This window comes from Streptomyces sp. CG 926, from assembly GCF_003148825.1.
GTDB lineage: Bacteria > Actinomycetota > Actinomycetes > Streptomycetales > Streptomycetaceae > Streptomyces.
This window is the reverse complement of the sequence record NZ_QGGZ01000003.1, coordinates 318,409-337,833: the sequence shown is the minus strand read 5'-3', so window position 1 is coordinate 337,833 and position 19,425 is coordinate 318,409. Positions and strand designations below refer to the sequence as shown.

Genomic DNA, 19,425 nt, shown 5'->3' with positions numbered 1-19,425 from the left:
CGGGCCCGCGACGCCCGGCACCGCACCCGGCCGCGTTGTCGGGGCGACCGAGTACGTCCAGTACGCGGGCGCCCCTCCGCCTTGCCGGGCACGGCACCGGACGCCGCGGGCTCGGCCGACAAGATCCGAAAGAGACGGCCTAGGCGCCGATGCGCAGCAGGGCGAGCGTGATGTTGTCGGGGCCGCCGGCGTCGATGGCGGCCCGCCACAGCTCGAACGCGGCCCGGCCGTCGTCGTGCACCCGCAGCAGCCCCTCGATCTCCTCGTTCGGCACCGGGTCGGTCAGCCCGTCGCTGCACACCAGGTAGCGGTCGCCCTCCGACACCGGGAAGGCCTCGATGTGGGGAGTGATCTCGTCGTACCCGCGGCTGCCGCCGAGGACCTGGGTGACCGCCGAGGTGGTGCGGTGCCCGGGCAGTGGCGGCGGGCTGTCGTCCACGCTGACCTGGCGCAGCCCGTCCGGCCCCGCGTGGAAGACCTTGCTGTCGCCGACGTTGAACATCAGCAGCGAATCCGCAAGGACGAGGGCGCCCGCGACCGTGGTCCCCATGGTGGCCAGCTCCGGCCGCCCCTCGGTCGCCGAGTACACGGCGCGATTGCACAGGCTCAGCGCGTCACCGACGGCTTCCGGGCCGTCCAGCGTGGGACCGAGCGAGGAGAGCTGGCGCACCACGAGCTCGCTGGCGACCTCGCCGGCCGGTTGGCCGCCGAGGCCGTCGGCGACCGCGACGACGAGCGGCCGACCGAAGGGGAAGACCAGGGTCTGCGGATTCTGGGTCACGGTCCCGCACAGGGTCCACGGTCCGATGACCAGGCTGTCCTCGTTGTGCTCACGCACCAGCCCGACATGACTCAGGGCGGTCACTGCTATGTACGGCACCTCGACGTCCCGCCTCTCGACAACGGCCGGAGCGACGGCAGCGCAACGGCGCACGCGTCCGTCCTCACCATTGTCGCGCCGCTCCGGCATGCGGGCTCCGGCGCGCCGGAGCACGCTGGTCGTGGAGCCGCCTGTTCCCCGACCGGTGGCCCTGCGAGGAAGGACTGCCGCAGATGTTCGCGAGGCTGAGCACCTACCAGGGATCACCGGTGCCCGCGGAGGGAGACGCGAGCGCGCATTCGGAGGCGATTGTCAGGCAGGTCCAGGACGTTCCCGGGTTCCGGGGTGTCTACTACCTCGTCGACCGGGCCACGGGCGTGGCCAAAACGCTGACCTTGTGGGACGACGAACGGACGATGCTGGACAGCGAGGAAGAGGCCGCCCGGATCCGCGAGCGGACGGCGCAGCGGGAGGGCCAGCGAATCGTCTCGGTCGAACGCTTCGAGGTGGGCTTCAGCCACCTGCAGCCGTAGCGCGACGCAGCCGCGACGCAGCGGCGCAGCGACGCAGCGTGGAACGACGTGATGTACGAGGAGCGATGGCCATGGGCAAGCTCTCGATCGACCAGTTGCGAGAACGGGTACGCGGCGCGGTCGTCACCCCGGACGACGAGTCCTACGACGAGGCGCGCAAGGTCCACAACGCCATGATCGACCGGAGGCCGGCGGCCGTCGTGCACTGCGCCAACGCGGGGGACGTCATGGCCACGGTCGACTTCGCCCGCGAGAACGGGCTCGATCTGGCGGTGCGGGGCGGCGGGCACAGCGTGCCCGGCTTCGGCACCTGCGACGGCGGCGTGGTGGCCGACCTGTCCGGGATGCGCGGGGTCCGCGTCGACGCCGCGGGGCGCACGGCCCGCGCGGAGGGCGGGGCGACCTGGGGCGACTTCAACGCCGCCACGTACGCCTTCGGGCTGGCCGCGACCGGCGGGATCATCTCCACCACGGGCGTCGGCGGCCTCACCCTCGGCGGCGGCATCGGCTACCTGGCCCGCGGGCTGGGCCTGAGCTGCGACAACCTGATCTCGGCCGATGTGGTGACCGCGGACGGCCGGCTCGTCGTGGCGAGAGAGGAGGAGAACGCCGACCTCTTCTGGGCGCTGCGCGGCGGCGGCGGCAACTTCGGCGCGGTCACCTCGTTCGAGTTCCGGCTGAGCCCCGTCAAGGACATCTACGGCGGACCGATGCTCTTCGAGCTCGCGGACGCGCCCACCGTGCTGCGTTCCTTCGCCGACCTCATCGCCGACGCGCCGGAGGAACTCGGCGGGTTCCCGGCCTTCCAGATAGCCCCGCCGCTCCCGTTCATCCCGGAGGACCGGCACGGTGAGACCTTCGCGCTGATCGTGGCGTGCTGGACCGGGCCGCTCGACGAGGGCGAGCGCGCCCTCCAGGCCTTCCACGACTTCGCGCCGGTGGTCGCCGAGCACGTGGGCCCGATGCCCTACCCGGCGCTCAACAGCGCCTTCGACGCGCTCGTACCGCCCGGCCTCCAGCACTACTGGAAGGCCAATTTCGTGACCGAGCTGACCGACGACGTGATCGACGCGCACCTGCGGCACGCGCCGGGCCTGCCCGCCGTGAACTCGACGGTCCACATCTATCCGATCAACGGCGCCTGCCACCGTGTCGCGCCGGACGCGACGGCCTTCGCCTACCGGGACGCCTCGTTCGCCACGGTGATCGCCGGGATGTGGCCCGACCCCGCGGACAACGAGAGCGCCACGGCCTGGGTGCGCGACTACTACGACGCGACCTCCGCGCACTCGGAGGAGGGCGGCTACATCAACTTCATGGCCGACGACGACCAGGATCGGATCCGGACCAACTACAAGGGCAACTACGACCGGCTGGTCGCGGTCAAGCGCGCCTACGACCCGGGAAACCTGTTCCACCTGAACCAGAACATCCGGCCCTGATCCCCTGATCGCGTAGCGGTGCGGATGCGGAGTGTTCCTTTGTCTGCATATTTTTACGGATGTACCGGAAGATCCCGTACAGCCGGTTTGTCAGATTGAGGAAGGTCCATCCCCATGAAGCGTTTCCCGGTGGTCGGTGTGCTCTGCGTCGGCGCGATTCTCGGTCTCTCCGCGTGTTCCGACGACAGCTCCTCGCCCGCGGAGGAGGCCACCAAGGCCGCCGCGGATCTGTGCACCGACCTGAACGCGCTCAAGGCCGACAACGCCAAGCTGAAGGCCTTGGACCCCGCCAACGCGACCAAGGACCAGGTCAAGGACGCCTATGAGGCCGTCCAGAAGGACTGGGACAACGTCAAGGAGAACGCGAGCCAGTTGAAGGACGCGGAGCGCGCCGCGGTCCAGTCGGCCGCCGAGGACCTCAAGAAGAGCTACCAGAACCTGCCCGGCGACACGACCGGCAAGGACGCGCGCACCCAGTTGCAGCCGCAGATCGAGAGCCTGGACGCGGCCGCCACGGCCGCCTCCACCGGCCTGCGCTGCTGACCGATCCGACCGATCGGCGCACGAAGGACCCCGCCCGGCTCCCGGGCGGGGTCCTCTTCGTCGGTGGCTAGCTCGCGGCAGGAGCGGCAGGAGCGGCGGGCGCGGTGGGCTTCGCCGGTACGGCGGGCAGCTCGGGGATCGGGGGTCCCACGGGCAGCAGCTCGGTCACCACGAAGGCGACCACGGCCGCGATGATCACGACCGGGATCATCGCGGTGCCGCCGAGCATCAGGACCACCATCACCACGCTGCTCACCGGCAGCCGCAGCGCGCTGGCGGCGGTCGCGGCCATGCCCGCCCCCATGGCCGGCACGATGCCGAGTCCGGGCAGCGGCCCGAGCAGGACGCCCGCCACGGCGCCGAGGCAGAGCGCCGGGAAGATGGGACCGCCGCGCAGGCTGCCGAGGCAGATGGCGTAGCCGGCGCCCTTGAAGACGAGTACGCCGATCAGCGCACCCACACCCCAGGAATGCGGGTCGGCGGCCAGCCTGCCGATCATCGCCTGGCCCGACCCGGTGACATCGGCGGGCGAGAGGCCGGTGATGAGCGCGTACAGGCCGGCGCAGGCCGCGGTGCCCAGCGCGCACTGCACGGTCCGTAGGAGCGGCCGTTCGAGGACGTACGCGGCGATCAGCCGGGCTCCGGTCAGAACGGGGTGCAGGGCGAGGGCGAGGGCCGCGGCGATGAGCACCGCCCAGAGCACGTCGGGCACGTCCAGGTGGGGCACGGGTACGCCCAGCTCCAGCTTCAGGCTCCCGATCTTCAACCCGGTCCAGCGGCCGAGGCCGGTGAAGACCAGGTCCCCGACCCCGGCGGACAGCAGGGACGGCAGCATCACCGCGAACAGCTGTGGTCCGCCCACACCCGCCACCTCGATCAGCAGCACCGCGGCGATCAGCGGGTTCCCGAAGATCGTGGCGATGGCCGCGGCGGCTCCCGCCGCGCCCACGAGCGCGGTGCCCTGGGGGGTCACCGGTACCTGCGCGAGGTTGCGGAAGAGCAGGGCGAGTCCGCCGCCGAGGGCGATCAGCGGGGCCTCCGGACCCAGTACCGCGCCGAGCGGCAGGCTCGCCACCGCCGCGATGATGACGCCGGGAAGGTAGGAGGCCGAGGCTCCGCCGGTGTGCAGACCGGCCGCGGGCAGGTGACCGCCGTTGCCGCGCATGTGCGGGACGACCAGGCCGACCACGATGCCGGCGACGAGCAGCAGGGGCAGCGGATACCACCAGGGCGGGGTGTCCCAGCCCAGGGCCTTCGGGAGGTCCGTCCACATCGCGCGCTCCATGTTGTGCAGCGCGGCGAGGAACCAGAACGACGCGAGGGACACCGGGATGCTGATGAGGGCGCAGAAGAGCAGCAGCTTCAGGTACCCGGGGCTGCGGAGGGTCTGCCGGAGGACGTCGGCCTCCTGCGGCTGCGTTCCGCCGGGGGGCGGTTCGGATCGAGGACGCGACTGCGGCATGGCTCACTTCCTTTCCGCTTCCTCGATGGTCCACCTCGGGGGCGCACTTCGCCGCTCAGGAGGAGGCGGCCTAGTCGTCCAGGCCGGGGGTCTGCGAACTGCGCCTGTGCATGCCGATTTTGATCGCCCCGACCAGGGCTTTCGCGATGATTCCGATGAGGACCAGGTCGGCGACCATCTGGAAGGTGACCAGTACCCGCCCGCCCTGGGTGGTGGCGACGATGTCCCCGAACCCGACGGTGGCGAACGTGGTGATCGTGAAGTAGAGGGCGTCCGTACGGCTCAGCGGCTCCGAGAACGACGCGGGGTCCTGCGCGGCGAGCAGGTAGTACGTCGCGGAGAACAGCAACAGGAACAGCGGTACACCGGTGGACAGCGCCTCCAGCGCGCGCATCCGGGGGAACTGCGCGTGGGAGATGGCGGTGATCTGCCAGGCCGTCAGCAACCCGAAGATCGCCAGGCCGAGGACGAGCGTCAGCACGGTGGTGATGCCGAAGCCGCCCTCCAGGGGCACCACGTAGTAGAGCCCGGTGAGCAGGGCGACCGCGAGCACCGAGCGCAGGAGGTGGCCCAGCAGGGTGAGCCGGCGCTGATCGGCCGCGTTGCGTTCCATGGCTTCAGGAGAACGGGCCGGAGCCCGTCGCGCGACCGGAGCCGGTTCTGCGCATGCGGAGTGGGTCAGTCGCCTGTATGAATGAATGACCGCGCATGATCGGAGTCGAGCATGGACGATTACCCGCTGCTCAACGTCTTCTGGACGATGATGTGGTTCTTCCTGTGGGTCATGTGGTTCTTCCTCCTCTTCAAAGTCATCACCGATGTCTTCCGTGACCACACCCTCGGCGGGTGGGGGAAGACGGGCTGGATCATCTTCGTGATCGTGCTGCCGTTCCTCGGCGTCTTCGTGTACCTGATCGCGCGCGGGCACGGCATGCACGAGCGGGACCGCAAGCAGGCCGAGGAGCAGCAGGCGGCCTTCCGCTCGTACGTGCAGCAGACCGCCGGGAGCGGGACGGGCTCGGCGGACGAGCTGCACAAGCTCGCCGCCCTCAAGGACAAGGGCGACATCACCCAGGAGGAATTCGACCGGGCCAAGGCCAAGATCCTGGCCTGAGCGGGGGAGGGGAGGTGGGGAGGCTCGAAGCTCCCCACCTCCCCTCACTGTGGTCCGGTTGCCGATAATCCGCGACGGATCGATTCTCGTTACCCTGGCAGGCATGACAGCCATGGCGCCCACGCGAACCGAACCGGACCTGTCCTTCCTCCTGGACCACACCAGTCACGTGCTGCGGACGCAGATGAGCGCGCGACTCGGCGAGATCGGGCTCACCCCGCGGATGCACTGCGTGCTCGTCCACGCCCTGGAGGAGGAGCGCACCCAGGCACAGCTCGCCGAGATCGGCGACATGGACAAGACCACGATGGTGGTCACCGTCGACGCGCTGGAGAAGGCGGGCCTCGCCGAGCGCAGGCCGTCCAGCACGGACCGGCGGGCCCGGGTCATCGCGGTGACCGAGGAGGGGGCGAAGGTCGCGAAGGAGAGCCGGAAGATCGTCGACCAGGTCCACGAGGGTGCGCTCGGCGCCCTGCCCGACGAGGAGCGCGAGGTGCTGCTCCGGGCATTGAACCGGCTGGTCACGGGGCATCTGGAGACCCCGGTCGAGGGCCCGCGGCCGGCCCGGCGGGCGCGTCAGAAGGGGTAGTCGGCAGCGATCGCGAAAGCTCGCAGAGCGGTAGATCCGTAAAAGATAGTCTGCAACAAAACTATCTGCTACGGTCTTTCTTGTTGTCCTCGACGAACGGGAGAGACCGCCATGCCTGCCCCCGCCACCGCCCCTTCCCCCCTCGCTCCTCCCGCTCCTTCCCCGCGCTCCCGTCGGCTCGCCCTGGGCGTCCTGGCCACCGGCATGCTGATGACGGTCCTCGACGGCAGCATCGTCACGGTCGCGATGCCGGCCATCCAGGGCGACCTCGGCTTCACCCCGGCCGGGCTGAGCTGGGTCGTCAACGCCTACCTGATCGCCTTCGGCGCGCTGCTCCTGCTCGCCGGTCGCCTCGGCGACCTGATCGGCCGCAAGCGGATGTTCCTCGCGGGCACCGCGGTGTTCACCGCCGCCTCGCTGATGGCCGGGCTCGCCACCTCGCCCGAGGTCCTGATCGCCGCCCGTTTCCTGCAAGGCGCGGGCAGCGCGATGGCCTCCGCCGTCGGCCTCGGCATCCTCGTCACCCTCTTCACCGAGCCGCGCGAACGGGCCGGTGCCATCGGGGTGTTCAGCTTCACCGGCGCGGCCGGCGCCTCGATCGGGCAGGTCCTCGGCGGTGTCCTCACCGACGCGCTGACCTGGAACTGGATCTTCTTCATCAACCTGCCCATCGGTGTCGCGGTGCTCCTCGTCGCCCTCCCGGCCCTGCCGGGCGATCGGGGACTGGGCCTGAAGGCGGGCGCGGACACCCTCGGCGCGCTGCTCGTCACCTCCGGCCTGATGCTCGGGATCTACACGGTCGTCAAGATCGAGACCTACGGGGCGACTTCGGCCCACACCCTCGGGTTCGGCGCCCTCGCGCTCGTCCTGCTCGCGGCCTTCCTCGTCCGCCAGGCCACGGCGCGCAACCCGCTCATGCCGTTGCGGATCTTCCGCTCGCGCAGCGTCCTCGGCGCCAACCTGGTCCAGATGCTGATGGTCGCCGCGCTGTTCTCCTTCCAGATCCTCGTCGCGCTCTACATGCAGAACGTGCTCGGCTACTCCGCCGCCGAGACCGGTCTCGCGATGTTGCCGGCGGCCGCCGTGATCGGACTCGTCTCGCTCACCGTCTCGGCCCGCCTGAACTCCCGCTTCGGCGAGCGCAAGGTCCTGCTGACCGGTCTGGTCCTCCTGGTCGGCGTACTGGGCCTGCTGACCCGCGTACCCGGTCAGGCCGACCGCGCGGACTACCTCACCGACCTGCTCCCGGTGATGCTCCTCGCCGCCGGCTTCGGCCTCGCCCTCCCCGCGCTGACCTCGCTGGGCATGTCCGGTGCGAAGGAGGCCGACGCGGGCCTGGCCTCCGGGCTCTTCAACACCACCCAGCAGATCGGTATGGCGCTCGGCATCGCGGTCCTCTCCACCCTGGCCGCCTCCCGTACGGAGTCCCTCACCGCGGCGGGCGCTCCCGGACCCGAGGCGCTGACCGGCGGCTACCACCTGGCCTTCGCGGTCGGCGCCGCCCTGATCCTGGTCGCCCTGGCCGTCGCCGTCACCGTGCTGCGCGGCTCGAAGTCCTCCCCGCGGCCGGTCACGGCCGAGCCGCGGACCCCGCTCGCGGCTCGGTGAGGTTGCGGGTCATGCGCTCCAGCACGGTGACGGCGGTGACGTACTCCTCGCGGGTGATCCCCCGCGCCGAGAGCTCGCGGAAGGCGTCCACGCGAAGGGCGGCCTCGGCGAGGCGGGCCCGGCCGTCGTCGGTCAGGGCGAGGTGGCCCGGCCGCGGGCGGGTCACCCAGCCGCCGGCGAGCACCGATGCGACGGCCGAGGCCAGTTGCTCGGCGTCGGCGCCCGCGGCCAGGGTGGTCAGGACGGTGGTGTCGGTGGCCCGCGGGTCGTTCTCGACGACGTTCAGGACCTGCCAGGCGAGTCGGGTGAGGCCGAAGTCGGCCAGCAGGGCGTCCATGGACGCGGTGAGGGCCTGGTCCGTGCGGTTGAGCCAGTAGCCGATGGGCTCCATGTTCTGCTCCTGAAGGGTCGGCGGGCCCGCGGGTCAGCGGCCGGTGAAGGCGTCCGCGTTCTCCTGGGCCCACTGTCGGAAGGTACGGGCGGGTACGCCGAGCAGGGTCTCGGTGGTCTCGCCGATGGCGGCCGGGCCGTGGTCGGCGGCCTCCCAGAGGTCGAGCAGCGAGGACACCATCGGGGCGGGCAGGTGCCGGCCCATCTGCTCCTCGGCCTCGGCCCGGCTGATGTGCTCGACCGGGATCTTTCGGCCGAGGGTCTGCGCGAGGACGGCGACCTGTTCGCGGAAGGACAGCGACTCGGAGCCGGTCAGGGTGAGCGAGCGGCCGGTGAGGGAGTCCCCGGTCAGGGCCAGGGCGGCGATGTCGGCGATGTCCTCGGGGTGGATGGGCGCGATCCGCGCGTCCGGGTAGGCGAGCTGGACCGGCATCGACCGGCCGATGGACCACGCCCAGCCCAGCGAGTTGCTCGCGAAGGCGTCGGGGCGCAGGAACGTGCAGGTCAGGTGGGAGTCGGTGAGGGCGCGCTCGACCCGCAGGCTGTGGCTCGCCAGCGGGTCGCTCTCGGCGTCCGGCGCGAGCACCGAGGACGAGGACAGCAGGACGACGTGCTCGACCCCGGCGGCCTCGGCGGCCTTGATCAGGTCGTGGATGCCGGCGGGCTCGGGGTAGAGGAAGACCTGGCGGACGCCGCGGAGCGCGGCGGCGAAGGTCTCGGGCCGGTCGAGGACCAGTTCGGCCGTCTCGATCCCGGCGGGAACGTTCAGTTCGGCGGGGCGGGCGCTGGCGGCCCGGACGGGGAGGCCGGCGGAGTGCAGGCGGCCGGCGACCGCCCCGCCGACCTTGCCGCGGGCGCCGGTGATGAGGGTGGTCACGAGAGACTCCATTCGTTCGTGATGACATATGCATGCTCACATGCACACGTTTTCATGTCAACACATGTCTGTGGTGACTCACATATGTACGATGAGGGCATGACGAAGCACGAGCCGGCGACCGACGAGGAACTGCTGGACGCCGTGGGTCCGGCGTTCGGGAAACTGCGGCGCTCCTCGCTCCTGGAGGTCGAGAACCCGATCTCCCAGAAGGACCTCAGCCGCACCCTGGTCCTCAACATCGTGCTGGAGGCCGAGCAGGGCGACGGTCGCGAGATCACCGTCGGCGCCGTGGCCGAGTACCTGGCCGTCGACCCCTCGGTGGCCAGCCGCATGGTCTCCGACAGCATCTCCGCCGGCTACCTCGTGCGCGCCGCCTCCCAGCAGGACGGCCGCCGGACGATCCTTCACCTCAGCCCCGAGGGCCGGGACATGATGGACCGCTTCCGCCGGCACCAGCGCGCGGCCTTCGAGTACGTGACGGCCGACTGGAGCGAGCGCGAACGCCTCGACTTCGCCCGCCTCATGCTGAAGTACGTCGACGCCCAGAACGCGCTGCGCCACCGCTGACGACCACCGCTCGCGCACACCGTTGCCGCCCACGGGCGGCAACGCCCCGCAGCACATCGCGACCCCGGGCCGACGGCTCGGGGTCGCGATGTGCTGCGGGGGGCCGGTTATCCGAAGGAGACCCACTTGGCCGCGCTCGGAACCCCGTTCTCGTCCAGCAGGAAGAGCATGTAGTAGCCGGGCGGGACGTCATTGGCCGAGGGCGGTGCCTGCAGGCGCAGGTTGTTCCCCTGGCGCTTCACGATGCCGAGCTCCACGTGGCGCTGGCTGGTGTTGAGCGCGTGCGTCGCGGTGGTCGGGGCCAGCAGGACGGCCTTCTTGACCCTGTCGGGCGTGGAGGTTCCCACGTTGAAAGCCGTGTCGTACCGCAGCCGTCCGTCGGGGACGCGGTCGAGGGCAGGGCGGCCGCCCTGGTGGAGGTAGGCCGGCTCGAAGATCTCGATGCTGCCGTTCATGTCGTCGTCGATCTTCGGGTCGTTGGCGAGCTGCTGCAGCTCGTCGCCGGTGACCATGACCCGTCCGTCCGGAAGTACGACGGCGTTGGAGTGGTAGCCGCGCGGTAGCCGCTGTGCCGGGCCCAGCTTCCACTCGCCGAGGGCGTTGCGGGTCTCGATCTGGCGGTACTTCAGATCGGACTTGGGGTTGTAGTCGCCGTTGCCGTAGTCCCGGATGCCGTAGGCGCCGTTGACGGTCAGCAGGCTCGCGTCGGGGAGCAGCAGGGTGTCGTCCTGCGTCCGGCCGAAGGCTCGGGGCTGCTGCTTCTCCCAGGTGCCGCCGCTCGTGAGCCGGTAGGTGTTGGGGTCGTCCCGGTCGCCGCCGAGGACCAGTACGGAGTCGGGGCCGCGCAGTCCCGCGGGCAGCGGCACGGCGGAGCCGTAGCCGCGGTGGACGCCGTCGGGGCGCGCGGGCAGGTCCGTACGGGTCTCCGCGACGGGGTCGAAGGCCCACTGCCGGGTGGCGTGGCGGCCCAAGCCGTACACCTTGCCGTCGCGCAGGGTGAACAGGTGCGGGTAGTCGCTGTCGGCGCCGAACGGCGCGTCCACCTGAAGGGTGTCGGTCGGGACGTTCCTCGGGACCACCGTCTTCTCGAAGGGGACGGGGTGGTTCTTGGCGGGGAAGCGCTCGATGACGGAGGTGGAGGTGCCCCAGCCCTGGTCGGTGTGCCCGGACATGATCAGCAGGCGGCCGTCGGGGGCGGTGGCCACGGAGGGGTACCAGCGGCCGACCTCCATGTCCTTGTTCACGGACCAGCCCTCGGTCCACGGATCGAAGACCAGCGACAGCTTGGCGCCGGCGCCGCCTCCGTAGCCGAGGTTGCCGCCGAACACGCCGACCATGCCGTTGGGCAGGAAGGCGTGTCCGGCGCAGAAGAAGGGCGCCGGGCGCTTCTCGCCCGTTCCGTCCGGCACGACCAGTTCGGGCGGGGTGACCTTCTTGAAGGCATCTGCCCCGGTTCCACGGCGCGGGTCCCACAGGAAGGCGCGGCCGGCGTTGGCCTTGCCCAGGGTGTTGGTCGGGGCGGGCTCCTCGGTCGGGTCGCTCTCCATGCGTTCGAAGGAGAAGAGCAGCACCTTGCCGGTCGGGAGCATGGCGATGTGGGCGGCGAAGTCCGGCGACTGGAAGTACTCGGCGAACTGCCCGAACGCCTTGGGGTGGAACCGCGCGTTGACGTCCGCCTGGGACCGGGTCAGCGAGTTCAGGCTGTCGATCCGGGCGAGCTGGGAGTACCCGCCCAGCTTGAGCAGTTGCTCGCGGATCTTCGTATGCTCCTGGGCATGTTCGGCGCCGAGGGTCGCTCTTTCCTCGGGGCGGGACGAACCGTCGTGGGCGGCCGCCGGAACGGCGGCGACCAGGGCGGCGGTGGCCGCGAGGGCGGAGATCGCGGTCCGGCGGGCGGTCCGGCGGGCGGTCCGGTCGGCCGACCGGCGCGCGGACCGGCGCTTGATACGTGACATGTGACTCCTCACCAGAGGTGTTGGAGCGGCGGGTGTCCGTGCGGGAGCACAGGACGCCGACGACGCCTACGAGCACAGACCTATGTCGACGCGGCGGGCGCCGCACACCGGGAAGATCACCCGAGCTTCGGGCCGCGCGGGTGACGACACCGCCCTGAGCTGCGCCGACGGTGGTCGCAGGACTCGCTCCCCCGTCCCTCGCCCGGCCGCAATCCGTAGTGATCACAGGCACCGGACCGGCCCCCGGCGGGCCGGGTCGGCGGGCGTCCCGGAAGGAGACGCGGCAGGTCGGGTCGAGGCCCGGTGGAGCGGGTCCGGATCGATCAGGATTCGAGAAGCGCCCTTGGTCCGTACGTAGTTACCGTGACGGACATGGACATCAGCATTCACATGAGCACCCTCCCGCAGACCGACCCGGACGCCGCCGTGGCCTTCTACCGCGACGTCCTCGGCTTCGAGGTCCGCAGCGACGTCGGCCAGGGCAAGATGCGCTGGATCACGGTCGGCCCCGCCGACCAGCCGGGCACGTCCATCCTGCTCGCCCCGCCGGCGGTCGACCCCGGTATCACCGAGGCGGAGCGCCGCACCATCGCCGAGATGATGGCCAAGGGCACCTACGGCTGGATCCTGCTCGCCACCAAGAACCTCGACAGCACCTTCGAGAAGATCCAGGCCGGGGACGCCGAGGTGGTCCAGGAGCCGACCGAGCAGCCGTACGGCGTCCGCGACTGCGCGTTCCGCGACCCCGCGGGCAACCTGATCCGCATCCAGGAAATCCGCTGACCGGTTCCGTCGACGAAGGGGGTCCGCCGTGTGTCGTCCCGCGTGGAGACAGGCACTGATCGAGGCATCGCACCTGAAGGACCTGGCGCGGCTGCGCCGCGTCCGGGACCGGATCGACCGGGAGTACGCGCGTCCGCTCGACGTCGAGGAGCTCGCCCGCGCCGCGGACATGGCGGCCGGGCACCTCGGCCGCCGGTTCCTGCTGGCCTACGGGGCCTCCCCGTACGCCTATCTGACGGCGCGCCGGATCCAGCGCGCGACGGCCCTGCTGCGGGCCGGCGACCTCGGGGTCACCGAGGTCGGCCGGGCCGTCGGCTGCGCGACCCCGGGCATCTTCCACGCCCGGTTCACCGAGCTGGTCGGGACGGCTCCGGACGCGTATCCGCGTACCGCGCGAGGTCCGGCCGAACCGGTCAGGATTCGAGAAGCGTCCGCCCCGGCCCCCCACCTAGCGTGATGTCCATGACCTCCACCGAAAGCTTCACCCTCGAGGTGGCCGACACCGCCGCCGCCCAGCGCTTCTACACCGCCTTCGCTCCCGACGTGCAGGTCCGCCTGCGGGCCTCGGAAGCACCGACGACCGGCTTCCGCGGGTTCGCGCTCTCGCTGACCGTCCCGCGGCCGGCCGATGTGGACGCCCTCGCGGGCGCCGCCCTCGCCGCCGGTGCCACCACCCTGAAGCCCGCCGCGAAGTCCTTCTGGGGCTACGCCGCGATCGTGCAGGCCCCGGACGGGACGATCTGGAAGCTCGCGACGTCCGCGAAGCGGGACATGGGCCCGGCCACCGGGCAGATCGACGACGTCGTGCTCCTGCTGGGGGTGGCCGACGTGTCCGCCACCAAGCGGTTCTACGTCGAGCACGGCCTCGCGGTGGCCAAGAGCTTCGGCAGCAAGTACGTCGAGTTCGCCACCCCGTCGAGCCCCTTCAAGCTGGCGCTGTACGGGCGCCGCGCCCTGGCCAAGGACGTCGGCGTCCCGATCGACGGCTCCGGCTCCCACCGGCTCGTGATCGGTGGCGCCGGCGGGCCCTTCACCGACCCGGACGGCTTCGCCTGGGAGCCCGCGGTACCGGCTCCCACGGCCTGACCGACCCGACCCGACCCGCGCACCGGCCGCGGACACGGCCACGGTCACCCGGCGTCGGTGCGGAGCCGGTCGCGGGTCGGGGGTCTCAGGGCGGTGGAGATCAGGAGCGCGAACGCGATCACGGCGGCGACGGTGCGGATGTCGTTGAACATCTCCCAGTGCCGCAGGATCTCCGTGTGATCGGCGGGGGCCGAGGAATGTGCCCACTCCTTGATCCGGCTGTTGATCGGGACGTTGCCGAAGCGGGTGACCAGGAGGGACGTGAGGGCCAGCAGGCCGGCCCCGCCCGCGAGCAGCCTCGTACGCCCGTGGGTCAGGGCGGCGAGGGTCAGTGAGCTGACGATCGAGATGCCCATCGCCGCCTGCATGGTGATGCCGTTCATCTTCATCAGTTCGGTGTGGAACGACAGTCGTATGTCGAGCGGTACCGCGTTGAAGGTGGGGACGAGGTTGGCCGCCCCGTACCCGAACGCGCCCGCGAGGAGTCCGGTGGAGAGGAGGGCCAGGCCCAGCAGAAGGCGTGTACGCATGTTCGTCGGCTCCGGTCGTGTCGGTGCTCACGGCGGTGGGGTGGTACGGCCGTTCGTGCGACGAGACGGAGCGGCCATGAGCGGTGGTTCCCCGGAACCGCATGCGGGGTACGGGCGGGGGGTCACTCCCGCCCAGGCGGGACCGGCCGGGCACGTATGTAGGAACGCCCGGACCGGCCCGCGGCCGCCCGCGCGGCCGCCTCCTGCGGTGCAGCGGACCGCGTCACTTGCCGTCGGAGAAGTTGTGCACGCCCCACCAGCCGGAGGAGTCGTGGTACAGGCCCACGCCGACCTCGGTGAAGTCCGGGTTGACCTGTGCCTTGTAGTGGCCGGAGCTGTGGCGCCACATCGACTGGAACTTCTCGGCGGCTTCCTGGGCGGTCATCGAGGCATCGCTGAACCAGACGATGTTCTCGCCGGTCCAGGTGCGTGAGCCCGTCTTCAGGTAGGCACGGTCGTCCGACGAGGAGTGGGCGAATCCGTTGTTCCTCATGTGCTCGGCCCACTTACGGGCGAAGGCGCTGAGGTCCTGCTTGAGCGCGAGCGGCGGCCGGCCGACGGCTGCCCTTTCGTTGTTGAGCAGTTGCAGGGACAGCGACTGGGCCGTCGCGACGTCCTGCGTCGTGGTGCGGGCGCCGGGCACCTTGGGGTCCGGTCCCGTCGGACCGCTCCCCGAGGCGCTGCGGGTCGGCGGGGTGCCGGCCTTGGTGCTGCGTTCCGTGGCCGGGGCTCCGGAGCGCTGCTCTCCGTCCTTGGACTGCGCAGTGGGAGCGGGCGCGGAGGCCGAGGCCGAGGCCGATGCCGATGCCGACGCCGAGGCGGGCGCGGTGGCCTGCGGGCTCGCCGTCGCATCGGCCGGGGCGCCGGCGGACGCCGTGGCATTCGGCGTGCCGTCCACGGCGTCCACCGCGTCCGGCCGGCCGGCCAGTGCCGCGGGGGAGCCCGTCGCCGCCGTCCGTTCCGGAGCCTCGTCGGATATCAGGGCGTAGGCACTCCCGACCCCGGCCAGCAGGACGACGGCGGCCGCCGCCATCAGGGGAGCCCTCCGACTGCCCTTGCGGTGGCCACCGGCGGCCCTGCCCGCGGCGCGCGCCCGGCCGCGCCGGTCGGACCGCGAACCGGCACCGTTCACGTCCGCACCGTGTGTGAACTCATCGTCGTGAAACTGCATCGCATCTCCTCGAAGGTGACGGCCCACCTGGCCTGACACTGAAGGAGACCCGCGAGCACCGCGGCGATAACACCTTTCTCGCGGGAATGTGCCGGCTGGTGCGGCTCCTCATGTGCTCCACAGCGCCGGCTCGGTCGTCCGATCGGTCGCGCCGGGTGCTCCGGACCACGGCGTCAGGGCGTCCGTGAGCCCGTCCGGAAGTACGAGCAGCCCGGCCCGGCGCGCACTTCCGGCGGCCCGCTGACGCGCCACTCCGCGGAGTCGGCGGTGGCGGGCTACTCCCGGGGGAGTACGCAAGGGACCCGGACGCCCGGGGGAGTAGGGGCGATCTCCTGCGCGGGCGTGAGGGAACGGTCCTTCGGGGGCGGGACGCTGGAGAGGCGACCGGGCGGGCCGTCAGGGCCACCGGGCTGAGTCCATGCGGAGGGGCCCGAGATGGGGCAGACAGCACGAACCGCCGGATACGGCAGGGTGATTCCGTGGGCGGTGGTGGTGCTGTGGGTGCTCGCGATCGCCGTCGCCGGATCCTTCGCGGGCGCACTCGCGGACGTACAGCGTGATCGGCCGGCGGACTACCTGCCGTCAGCAGCCGACTCGACGCGGGTGGCCCGGCTCCAGGAGGAGCTGCCCGGCGGCGAGGCGACCGGCGTGCTGCTCGTCTACCACCGCGACGGCGGACTGACCGCCGCCGACCGGGCCACCGCCGAACGGCAGCTCGCGGCCGTCACGGTCCCGCCGGGTACGCCGACCGCGCCGGAAGCCGGCTCCGCCAAGTCCCCCACACCCCCCAAGTCCCGCGCGTCCCTGGCCACTTCGAAGGACCCCCAGGACTTCGCCGCCACCCGCCACGGACCCGGCGTCGCCTCCGAGGACGGCGCCACCCTCATGTACGCGGTGTCCACGACCGCGCCCGGCACGGACGACTCCGCGAAGACGGCCTTCGTCGAGGCCGTACGGGCCCACGCGCGCGGCACCGACGGGCTGACCGTGCGGGTCGGCGGCGACGGAGCCGTCGAGGTCGACGCCAAGGAGGTGTTCGGCTCCGTCGACGGGACCTTGATGCTGGCGACCGGCCTGGTGGTGGCCCTGCTCCTGATCCTCACCTACCGCAGCCCGGTGCTCTGGCTGGTGCCGCTGCTGGTGGTCGGGGCGGGTGCGGTCTGCGCGCGGGCCGCCGTGTACGGGCTCGCCTCGGGCTTCGGGCTCACCGTGACCAGCCAGAGCGCCGGGATCATGACGGTCCTGGTGTTCGGCGCGGGCACCGACTACGCGCTGTTGCTCGTCGCCCGCTACCGCGACGAACTGCGCCGTACCCCCCGCCCGTACGACGCGATGCGCACCGCGCTGCGCGGTTGCGGGCCGGCGCTGCTGGCCTCCTGCGGGACGGTCGTGGTGGGCCTGGCCTGCCTGCTCGCCGCCGACCTCAACAACATCCGCGGCCTCGGCCCGGTCGGCGCGGTGGGCGTAGTGTGCGCGCTGATCGCGATGACGACGTTGTTGCCGGCGATCCTGGTGCTGCTCGGACGGCGGGTGTTCTGGCCGCTGATCCCCGCGTACGGCAGCGAACCCGACCAGCGCGGACGGGGTGTCTTCGCCGCGATGGGGAGCTCGGCGGGCCGGCGGCCGGTCGCCGTGCTCGTGACAGGGGTCGTGCTGCTGGGCGCACTGGCGCTCGGCGTGTTCAATCTGCCCGGTGCGCTGGGGCGAGAGGACAGCTTCACGAGCAGGCCCGAGTCGATCGCCGCCATGGCGACGCTCGCCGAGGCCTTCCCGGACCGCGGTACCCGGCCCATCGAGGTCATGGCGCCCACCGGGGCCGCCGACCGGATCCTCACCGAAGCCGGCTCCCTCGACGGCGTCGCGGGCGCCGAGCGGGGGCGCAGCGGCGGCGGCTGGACCGAGATCGCCGTCACCGCCGAGGCCGCGCCGGAGTCCGCGGCGGAGAGCGCCACCATCGAACGGCTACGGACCGAACTCGACGGCGCGCACGTGGGCGGCGCGAGCGCCCGGCAGCTCGACCTGGCCACCACCAACGCCCACGACCGCCTGCTGGTCATCCCCCTCGTCCTCGCCTCGGTACTGCTGGTCCTCGTCCTGCTGCTGCGCAGTCTGGTCGCCCCGCTGCTCCTGGTCACCGCCGTCGTGCTGGTGTGGGGCGCGGCCCTGGGGCTCGGCGGACTGCTCTTCGGCCCGGTGTTCGGCTTCACCGGCGTCGACCCGGGGCTGCCCCTGCTGACCTTCGTCTTCCTGGTCGCCCTCGGTGTCGACTACGGCATCTTCCTGATGCACCGCACCCGCGAGGAGACCCGGGCCGGCGCCGAGCCGGCGCAGGCCGCGCTGACCGCGCTCCGTACCACCGGCGGGGTGATCGCCTCGGCCGGGATCGTGCTGGCGGCGACGTTCGCGGTGCTCGCCTCGCTGCCGCTGGTGATGTTCGTGGAGCTGGGCACGGTCGTCGCGGTCGGGGTGGTCCTGGACACCTTCCTCGTCCGTACCTACCTGGTGACCAGCGCGAGCGTGCTGCTCGGCCGCACGGTGTGGTGGCCGGGCCGGCCACCCGGCCGCTCGACCCCGGCCGAAGCCACACCCGCGCCCGGGAGCGCACCCGCGCCCGGGAGCGCGCCCGCCCCCGGGGCCGCGTCCGCGCCCGACCTGGTCGGCGACCACCGATGAGGGCGACGATGTCCGGGTGGCAGAAGTGACCGAACCCCCGAGCGCGGCCGAGCGCGTACTGCGCGCACTGCACCAGGACCCCCTGGCGGCCGCGCACCCGACCCGGAACGACGCGGTGCTCGCGGCCGGTGTCGCCCTGCTCTGCGGGGCCCTGGCGTACGCCGACACCGCGATGCGACCGGACGCGCTCGGCTGGGCCCTGCTGGCCTGCGCGGTCCTGGTCCTGGTGTGGCGCAGGCGCCGGCCGCTCGCGGTGGTGATCGCGACGGTCGCCTGCATCGCCCCGTACCAACTGCTCGACAACGCCCACGCGGCGCCGGTGCCGGCCGGGGTGGTCGCCCTGTACACGGTGGCCGCCACCGGCACCGTCCGCCGCACGGTGACGGTCGGCGTGTGCGTCGTGGGGTTCGCGGTGAGCGCCATGTCCTCCAACGGCGTCCACCGCGTCCTGGACGTCCTGCGCACCTCCGGCTGGCTGGTGGCGGCCCTCGTGCTCGGCGTGGCCGTCCGCAACTACCGCAAGTACCTGGCCGAGGAGCGCATCCGGATCGGGCAGGCCAACGACCGCAGGATCGCGGAGGAGCGCCTGCGCATCGCCCGCGACCTGCACGATCTGCTGGCCCACAGCATCACGCTGATCGGGGTCCGTACGTCGGTCGCCGCCCATGTCCTCACCGTGAACCCGGACCGGCTCGACCGGGCGGCGATCGCCGAGGCGCTGGACTCCATCGCCGACACCTGCCGCGAGGCCCGCGCGGAGCTCCGTACGACCCTGACCGTGCTCCGCGCCGACGAGCACGGGCCGCTGCCGGACCTCGCGGGGCTGCCCGATCTGGCCCGTACGGCCTCGGCGGAACTGACCGTGGACACCGGTGGGGTCCATGTTCCGCCGGCGGTGGGGGCGGCCGCCTACCGCATCGTCCAGGAGTCGCTGACCAACGCGGTCCGCCACGCGGGTCCCGCCGCCACCGTACGGGTCCGCGTGGCGGTGGCGGACGGGGCGCTGCGGCTCACCGTCGGCGACGACGGCCGGGGCCCGGGAGCGGCCTCCTGCGCCGCCCCGGGCTTCGGCATCGTCGGCATGGGCGAGCGGGCCCGCAGTGTCGGCGGCACCCTACGGACGGGCCCCCGCGCCGGCGGCGGCTTCGAGGTGGCGGCGAGCCTGCCCCTCCCACCGCGCTCGCCCCGTCCCCAGGAGGTGTCCGCGTGACCGCCCCACCCGCCCCCGACGGTCCAGGCCGCGTCATCCGGGTGCTGCTCGCCGACGATCAGACGCTCG

At 72.0% G+C, this 19,425-nt stretch carries 20 protein-coding genes; 12 read left to right on the top strand and 8 right to left on the bottom strand.

Annotated features, from left to right (window positions below; translation table 11 throughout):
* Window positions 1-139: 139 nt before the first annotated feature.
* A complete protein-coding gene (locus tag BCL76_RS10145; RefSeq protein ID WP_109779454.1) occupies window positions 140-880 on the bottom strand; it encodes a PP2C family protein-serine/threonine phosphatase in 741 nt (246 codons plus the stop codon).
* Between the two features lie 173 nt (window positions 881-1,053).
* Between BCL76_RS10145 and BCL76_RS10140 the strand changes: the two genes are divergently transcribed.
* From BCL76_RS10140 to BCL76_RS10130, 3 genes are all read left to right on the top strand, one after another.
* Window positions 1,054-1,353 (top strand): hypothetical protein, encoded by a 300-nt coding sequence (locus BCL76_RS10140; RefSeq protein ID WP_109779154.1) that lies wholly within the window; start codon window positions 1,054-1,056, stop codon window positions 1,351-1,353.
* Between the two features lie 71 nt (window positions 1,354-1,424).
* Complete coding sequence (locus BCL76_RS10135) at window positions 1,425-2,795, top strand: FAD-binding oxidoreductase (protein WP_109779153.1); 1,371 nt, start codon at window positions 1,425-1,427, stop codon at window positions 2,793-2,795.
* Window positions 2,796-2,909: 114 nt separating this feature from the next.
* Window positions 2,910-3,338 (top strand): hypothetical protein, encoded by a 429-nt coding sequence (locus BCL76_RS10130; RefSeq protein ID WP_109779152.1) that lies wholly within the window; start codon window positions 2,910-2,912, stop codon window positions 3,336-3,338.
* Window positions 3,339-3,405: 67 nt separating this feature from the next.
* Here BCL76_RS10130 and BCL76_RS10125 read toward each other — a convergent pair whose 3' ends face one another.
* Both BCL76_RS10125 and BCL76_RS10120 read right to left on the bottom strand, forming a co-directional pair.
* A complete protein-coding gene (locus tag BCL76_RS10125; protein ID WP_109779151.1) occupies window positions 3,406-4,800 on the bottom strand; it encodes a chloride channel protein in 1,395 nt (464 codons plus the stop codon).
* A gap of 70 nt (window positions 4,801-4,870) precedes the next feature.
* The gene (locus BCL76_RS10120; protein WP_109779150.1) at window positions 4,871-5,413 is read right to left on the bottom strand and encodes a potassium channel family protein; all 543 of its coding nucleotides are present in this window, start codon (window positions 5,411-5,413) and stop codon (window positions 4,871-4,873) included.
* A 111-nt stretch (window positions 5,414-5,524) separates the two neighbouring features.
* Between BCL76_RS10120 and BCL76_RS10115 the strand changes: the two genes are divergently transcribed.
* The 3 genes from BCL76_RS10115 (at window position 5,525) to BCL76_RS10105 (ending at window position 8,111) form a co-directional block, all read left to right on the top strand.
* On the top strand, window positions 5,525-5,914 hold the full coding sequence (locus BCL76_RS10115) for an SHOCT domain-containing protein (protein WP_109779149.1): 390 nt from the start codon (window positions 5,525-5,527) through the stop codon (window positions 5,912-5,914).
* 103 nt (window positions 5,915-6,017) lie between these two features.
* Complete coding sequence (locus BCL76_RS10110) at window positions 6,018-6,503, top strand: MarR family winged helix-turn-helix transcriptional regulator (protein ID WP_109779148.1); 486 nt, start codon at window positions 6,018-6,020, stop codon at window positions 6,501-6,503.
* Window positions 6,504-6,614: 111 nt separating this feature from the next.
* On the top strand, window positions 6,615-8,111 hold the full coding sequence (locus BCL76_RS10105) for an MFS transporter (protein WP_109779147.1): 1,497 nt from the start codon (window positions 6,615-6,617) through the stop codon (window positions 8,109-8,111).
* Here the strand turns inward: BCL76_RS10105 and BCL76_RS10100 are convergent.
* Window positions 8,074-8,502 (bottom strand): MarR family transcriptional regulator, encoded by a 429-nt coding sequence (locus BCL76_RS10100; protein ID WP_109779146.1) that lies wholly within the window; start codon window positions 8,500-8,502, stop codon window positions 8,074-8,076. The two genes, BCL76_RS10105 and BCL76_RS10100, sit on opposite strands and share 38 nt — an antisense overlap.
* Before the next feature lie 33 nt (window positions 8,503-8,535).
* A complete protein-coding gene (locus BCL76_RS10095; RefSeq protein WP_109779145.1) occupies window positions 8,536-9,378 on the bottom strand; it encodes an NAD(P)H-binding protein in 843 nt (280 codons plus the stop codon).
* 99 nt (window positions 9,379-9,477) lie between these two features.
* On the opposite strand from BCL76_RS10095, the gene BCL76_RS10090 reads away from it, so the two are divergent.
* Window positions 9,478-9,948 (top strand): MarR family winged helix-turn-helix transcriptional regulator, encoded by a 471-nt coding sequence (locus BCL76_RS10090; RefSeq protein WP_109779453.1) that lies wholly within the window; start codon window positions 9,478-9,480, stop codon window positions 9,946-9,948.
* A 107-nt stretch (window positions 9,949-10,055) separates the two neighbouring features.
* On the opposite strand, the gene BCL76_RS10085 is transcribed toward BCL76_RS10090, so the two are convergent.
* Window positions 10,056-11,903: a galactose oxidase early set domain-containing protein gene (locus tag BCL76_RS10085; protein ID WP_109779144.1), complete on the bottom strand. Its 1,848-nt coding sequence runs from the start codon at window positions 11,901-11,903 to the stop codon at window positions 10,056-10,058.
* Between the two features lie 372 nt (window positions 11,904-12,275).
* Between BCL76_RS10085 and BCL76_RS10080 the strand changes: the two genes are divergently transcribed.
* From BCL76_RS10080 to BCL76_RS10070, 3 genes are read left to right on the top strand one after another with little or no spacing between them, the layout of a single operon-like run.
* On the top strand, window positions 12,276-12,686 hold the full coding sequence (locus tag BCL76_RS10080; protein ID WP_109779452.1) for a VOC family protein: 411 nt from the start codon (window positions 12,276-12,278) through the stop codon (window positions 12,684-12,686).
* Between the two features lie 28 nt (window positions 12,687-12,714).
* Entirely contained in the window at window positions 12,715-13,143 is a 429-nt protein-coding gene (locus BCL76_RS10075; protein WP_109779143.1) for a helix-turn-helix transcriptional regulator, read from the top strand.
* A 5-nt stretch (window positions 13,144-13,148) separates the two neighbouring features.
* On the top strand, window positions 13,149-13,772 hold the full coding sequence (locus BCL76_RS10070) for a glyoxalase (protein WP_109779451.1): 624 nt from the start codon (window positions 13,149-13,151) through the stop codon (window positions 13,770-13,772).
* A 44-nt stretch (window positions 13,773-13,816) separates the two neighbouring features.
* On the opposite strand, the gene BCL76_RS10065 is transcribed toward BCL76_RS10070, so the two are convergent.
* A complete protein-coding gene (locus tag BCL76_RS10065) occupies window positions 13,817-14,302 on the bottom strand; it encodes a DUF1772 domain-containing protein (RefSeq protein WP_109779142.1) in 486 nt (161 codons plus the stop codon).
* A 223-nt stretch (window positions 14,303-14,525) separates the two neighbouring features.
* Window positions 14,526-15,473 (bottom strand): CAP domain-containing protein, encoded by a 948-nt coding sequence (locus tag BCL76_RS10060; protein WP_146228350.1) that lies wholly within the window; start codon window positions 15,471-15,473, stop codon window positions 14,526-14,528.
* 435 nt (window positions 15,474-15,908) lie between these two features.
* Between BCL76_RS10060 and BCL76_RS10055 the strand changes: the two genes are divergently transcribed.
* Together BCL76_RS10055 and BCL76_RS10050 are read left to right on the top strand one after the other, a co-directional pair.
* Window positions 15,909-18,146 carry an MMPL family transporter gene (locus tag BCL76_RS10055; RefSeq protein ID WP_109779140.1) on the top strand — a complete coding sequence of 746 codons (2,238 nt, stop codon included), beginning with the start codon at window positions 15,909-15,911 and terminating at the stop codon, window positions 18,144-18,146.
* A 16-nt stretch (window positions 18,147-18,162) separates the two neighbouring features.
* Window positions 18,163-19,356: a sensor histidine kinase gene (locus tag BCL76_RS10050; protein ID WP_109779139.1), complete on the top strand. Its 1,194-nt coding sequence runs from the start codon at window positions 18,163-18,165 to the stop codon at window positions 19,354-19,356.
* Window positions 19,357-19,425 lie beyond the last annotated feature (69 nt).

Coding starts and splice junctions, on each gene's coding strand:
- BCL76_RS10140 (WP_109779154.1), top strand. CDS start 1,054: ATGTTCGCGAGGCTGAGCACCTACCAGGGATCACCGGTGCCCGCGGAG.
- BCL76_RS10135 (WP_109779153.1), top strand. CDS start 1,425: ATGGGCAAGCTCTCGATCGACCAGTTGCGAGAACGGGTACGCGGCGCG.
- BCL76_RS10130 (WP_109779152.1), top strand. CDS start 2,910: ATGAAGCGTTTCCCGGTGGTCGGTGTGCTCTGCGTCGGCGCGATTCTC.
- BCL76_RS10125 (WP_109779151.1), bottom strand. CDS start 4,800: ATGCCGCAGTCGCGTCCTCGATCCGAACCGCCCCCCGGCGGAACGCAG.
- BCL76_RS10120 (WP_109779150.1), bottom strand. CDS start 5,413: ATGGAACGCAACGCGGCCGATCAGCGCCGGCTCACCCTGCTGGGCCAC.
- BCL76_RS10115 (WP_109779149.1), top strand. CDS start 5,525: ATGGACGATTACCCGCTGCTCAACGTCTTCTGGACGATGATGTGGTTC.
- BCL76_RS10110 (WP_109779148.1), top strand. CDS start 6,018: ATGACAGCCATGGCGCCCACGCGAACCGAACCGGACCTGTCCTTCCTC.
- BCL76_RS10105 (WP_109779147.1), top strand. CDS start 6,615: ATGCCTGCCCCCGCCACCGCCCCTTCCCCCCTCGCTCCTCCCGCTCCT.
- BCL76_RS10100 (WP_109779146.1), bottom strand. CDS start 8,502: ATGGAGCCCATCGGCTACTGGCTCAACCGCACGGACCAGGCCCTCACC.
- BCL76_RS10090 (WP_109779453.1), top strand. CDS start 9,478: ATGACGAAGCACGAGCCGGCGACCGACGAGGAACTGCTGGACGCCGTG.
- BCL76_RS10085 (WP_109779144.1), bottom strand. CDS start 11,903: ATGTCACGTATCAAGCGCCGGTCCGCGCGCCGGTCGGCCGACCGGACC.
- BCL76_RS10080 (WP_109779452.1), top strand. CDS start 12,276: ATGGACATCAGCATTCACATGAGCACCCTCCCGCAGACCGACCCGGAC.
- BCL76_RS10070 (WP_109779451.1), top strand. CDS start 13,149: ATGACCTCCACCGAAAGCTTCACCCTCGAGGTGGCCGACACCGCCGCC.
- BCL76_RS10065 (WP_109779142.1), bottom strand. CDS start 14,302: ATGCGTACACGCCTTCTGCTGGGCCTGGCCCTCCTCTCCACCGGACTC.
- BCL76_RS10060 (WP_146228350.1), bottom strand. CDS start 15,473: ATGCAGTTTCACGACGATGAGTTCACACACGGTGCGGACGTGAACGGT.
- BCL76_RS10055 (WP_109779140.1), top strand. CDS start 15,909: ATGGGGCAGACAGCACGAACCGCCGGATACGGCAGGGTGATTCCGTGG.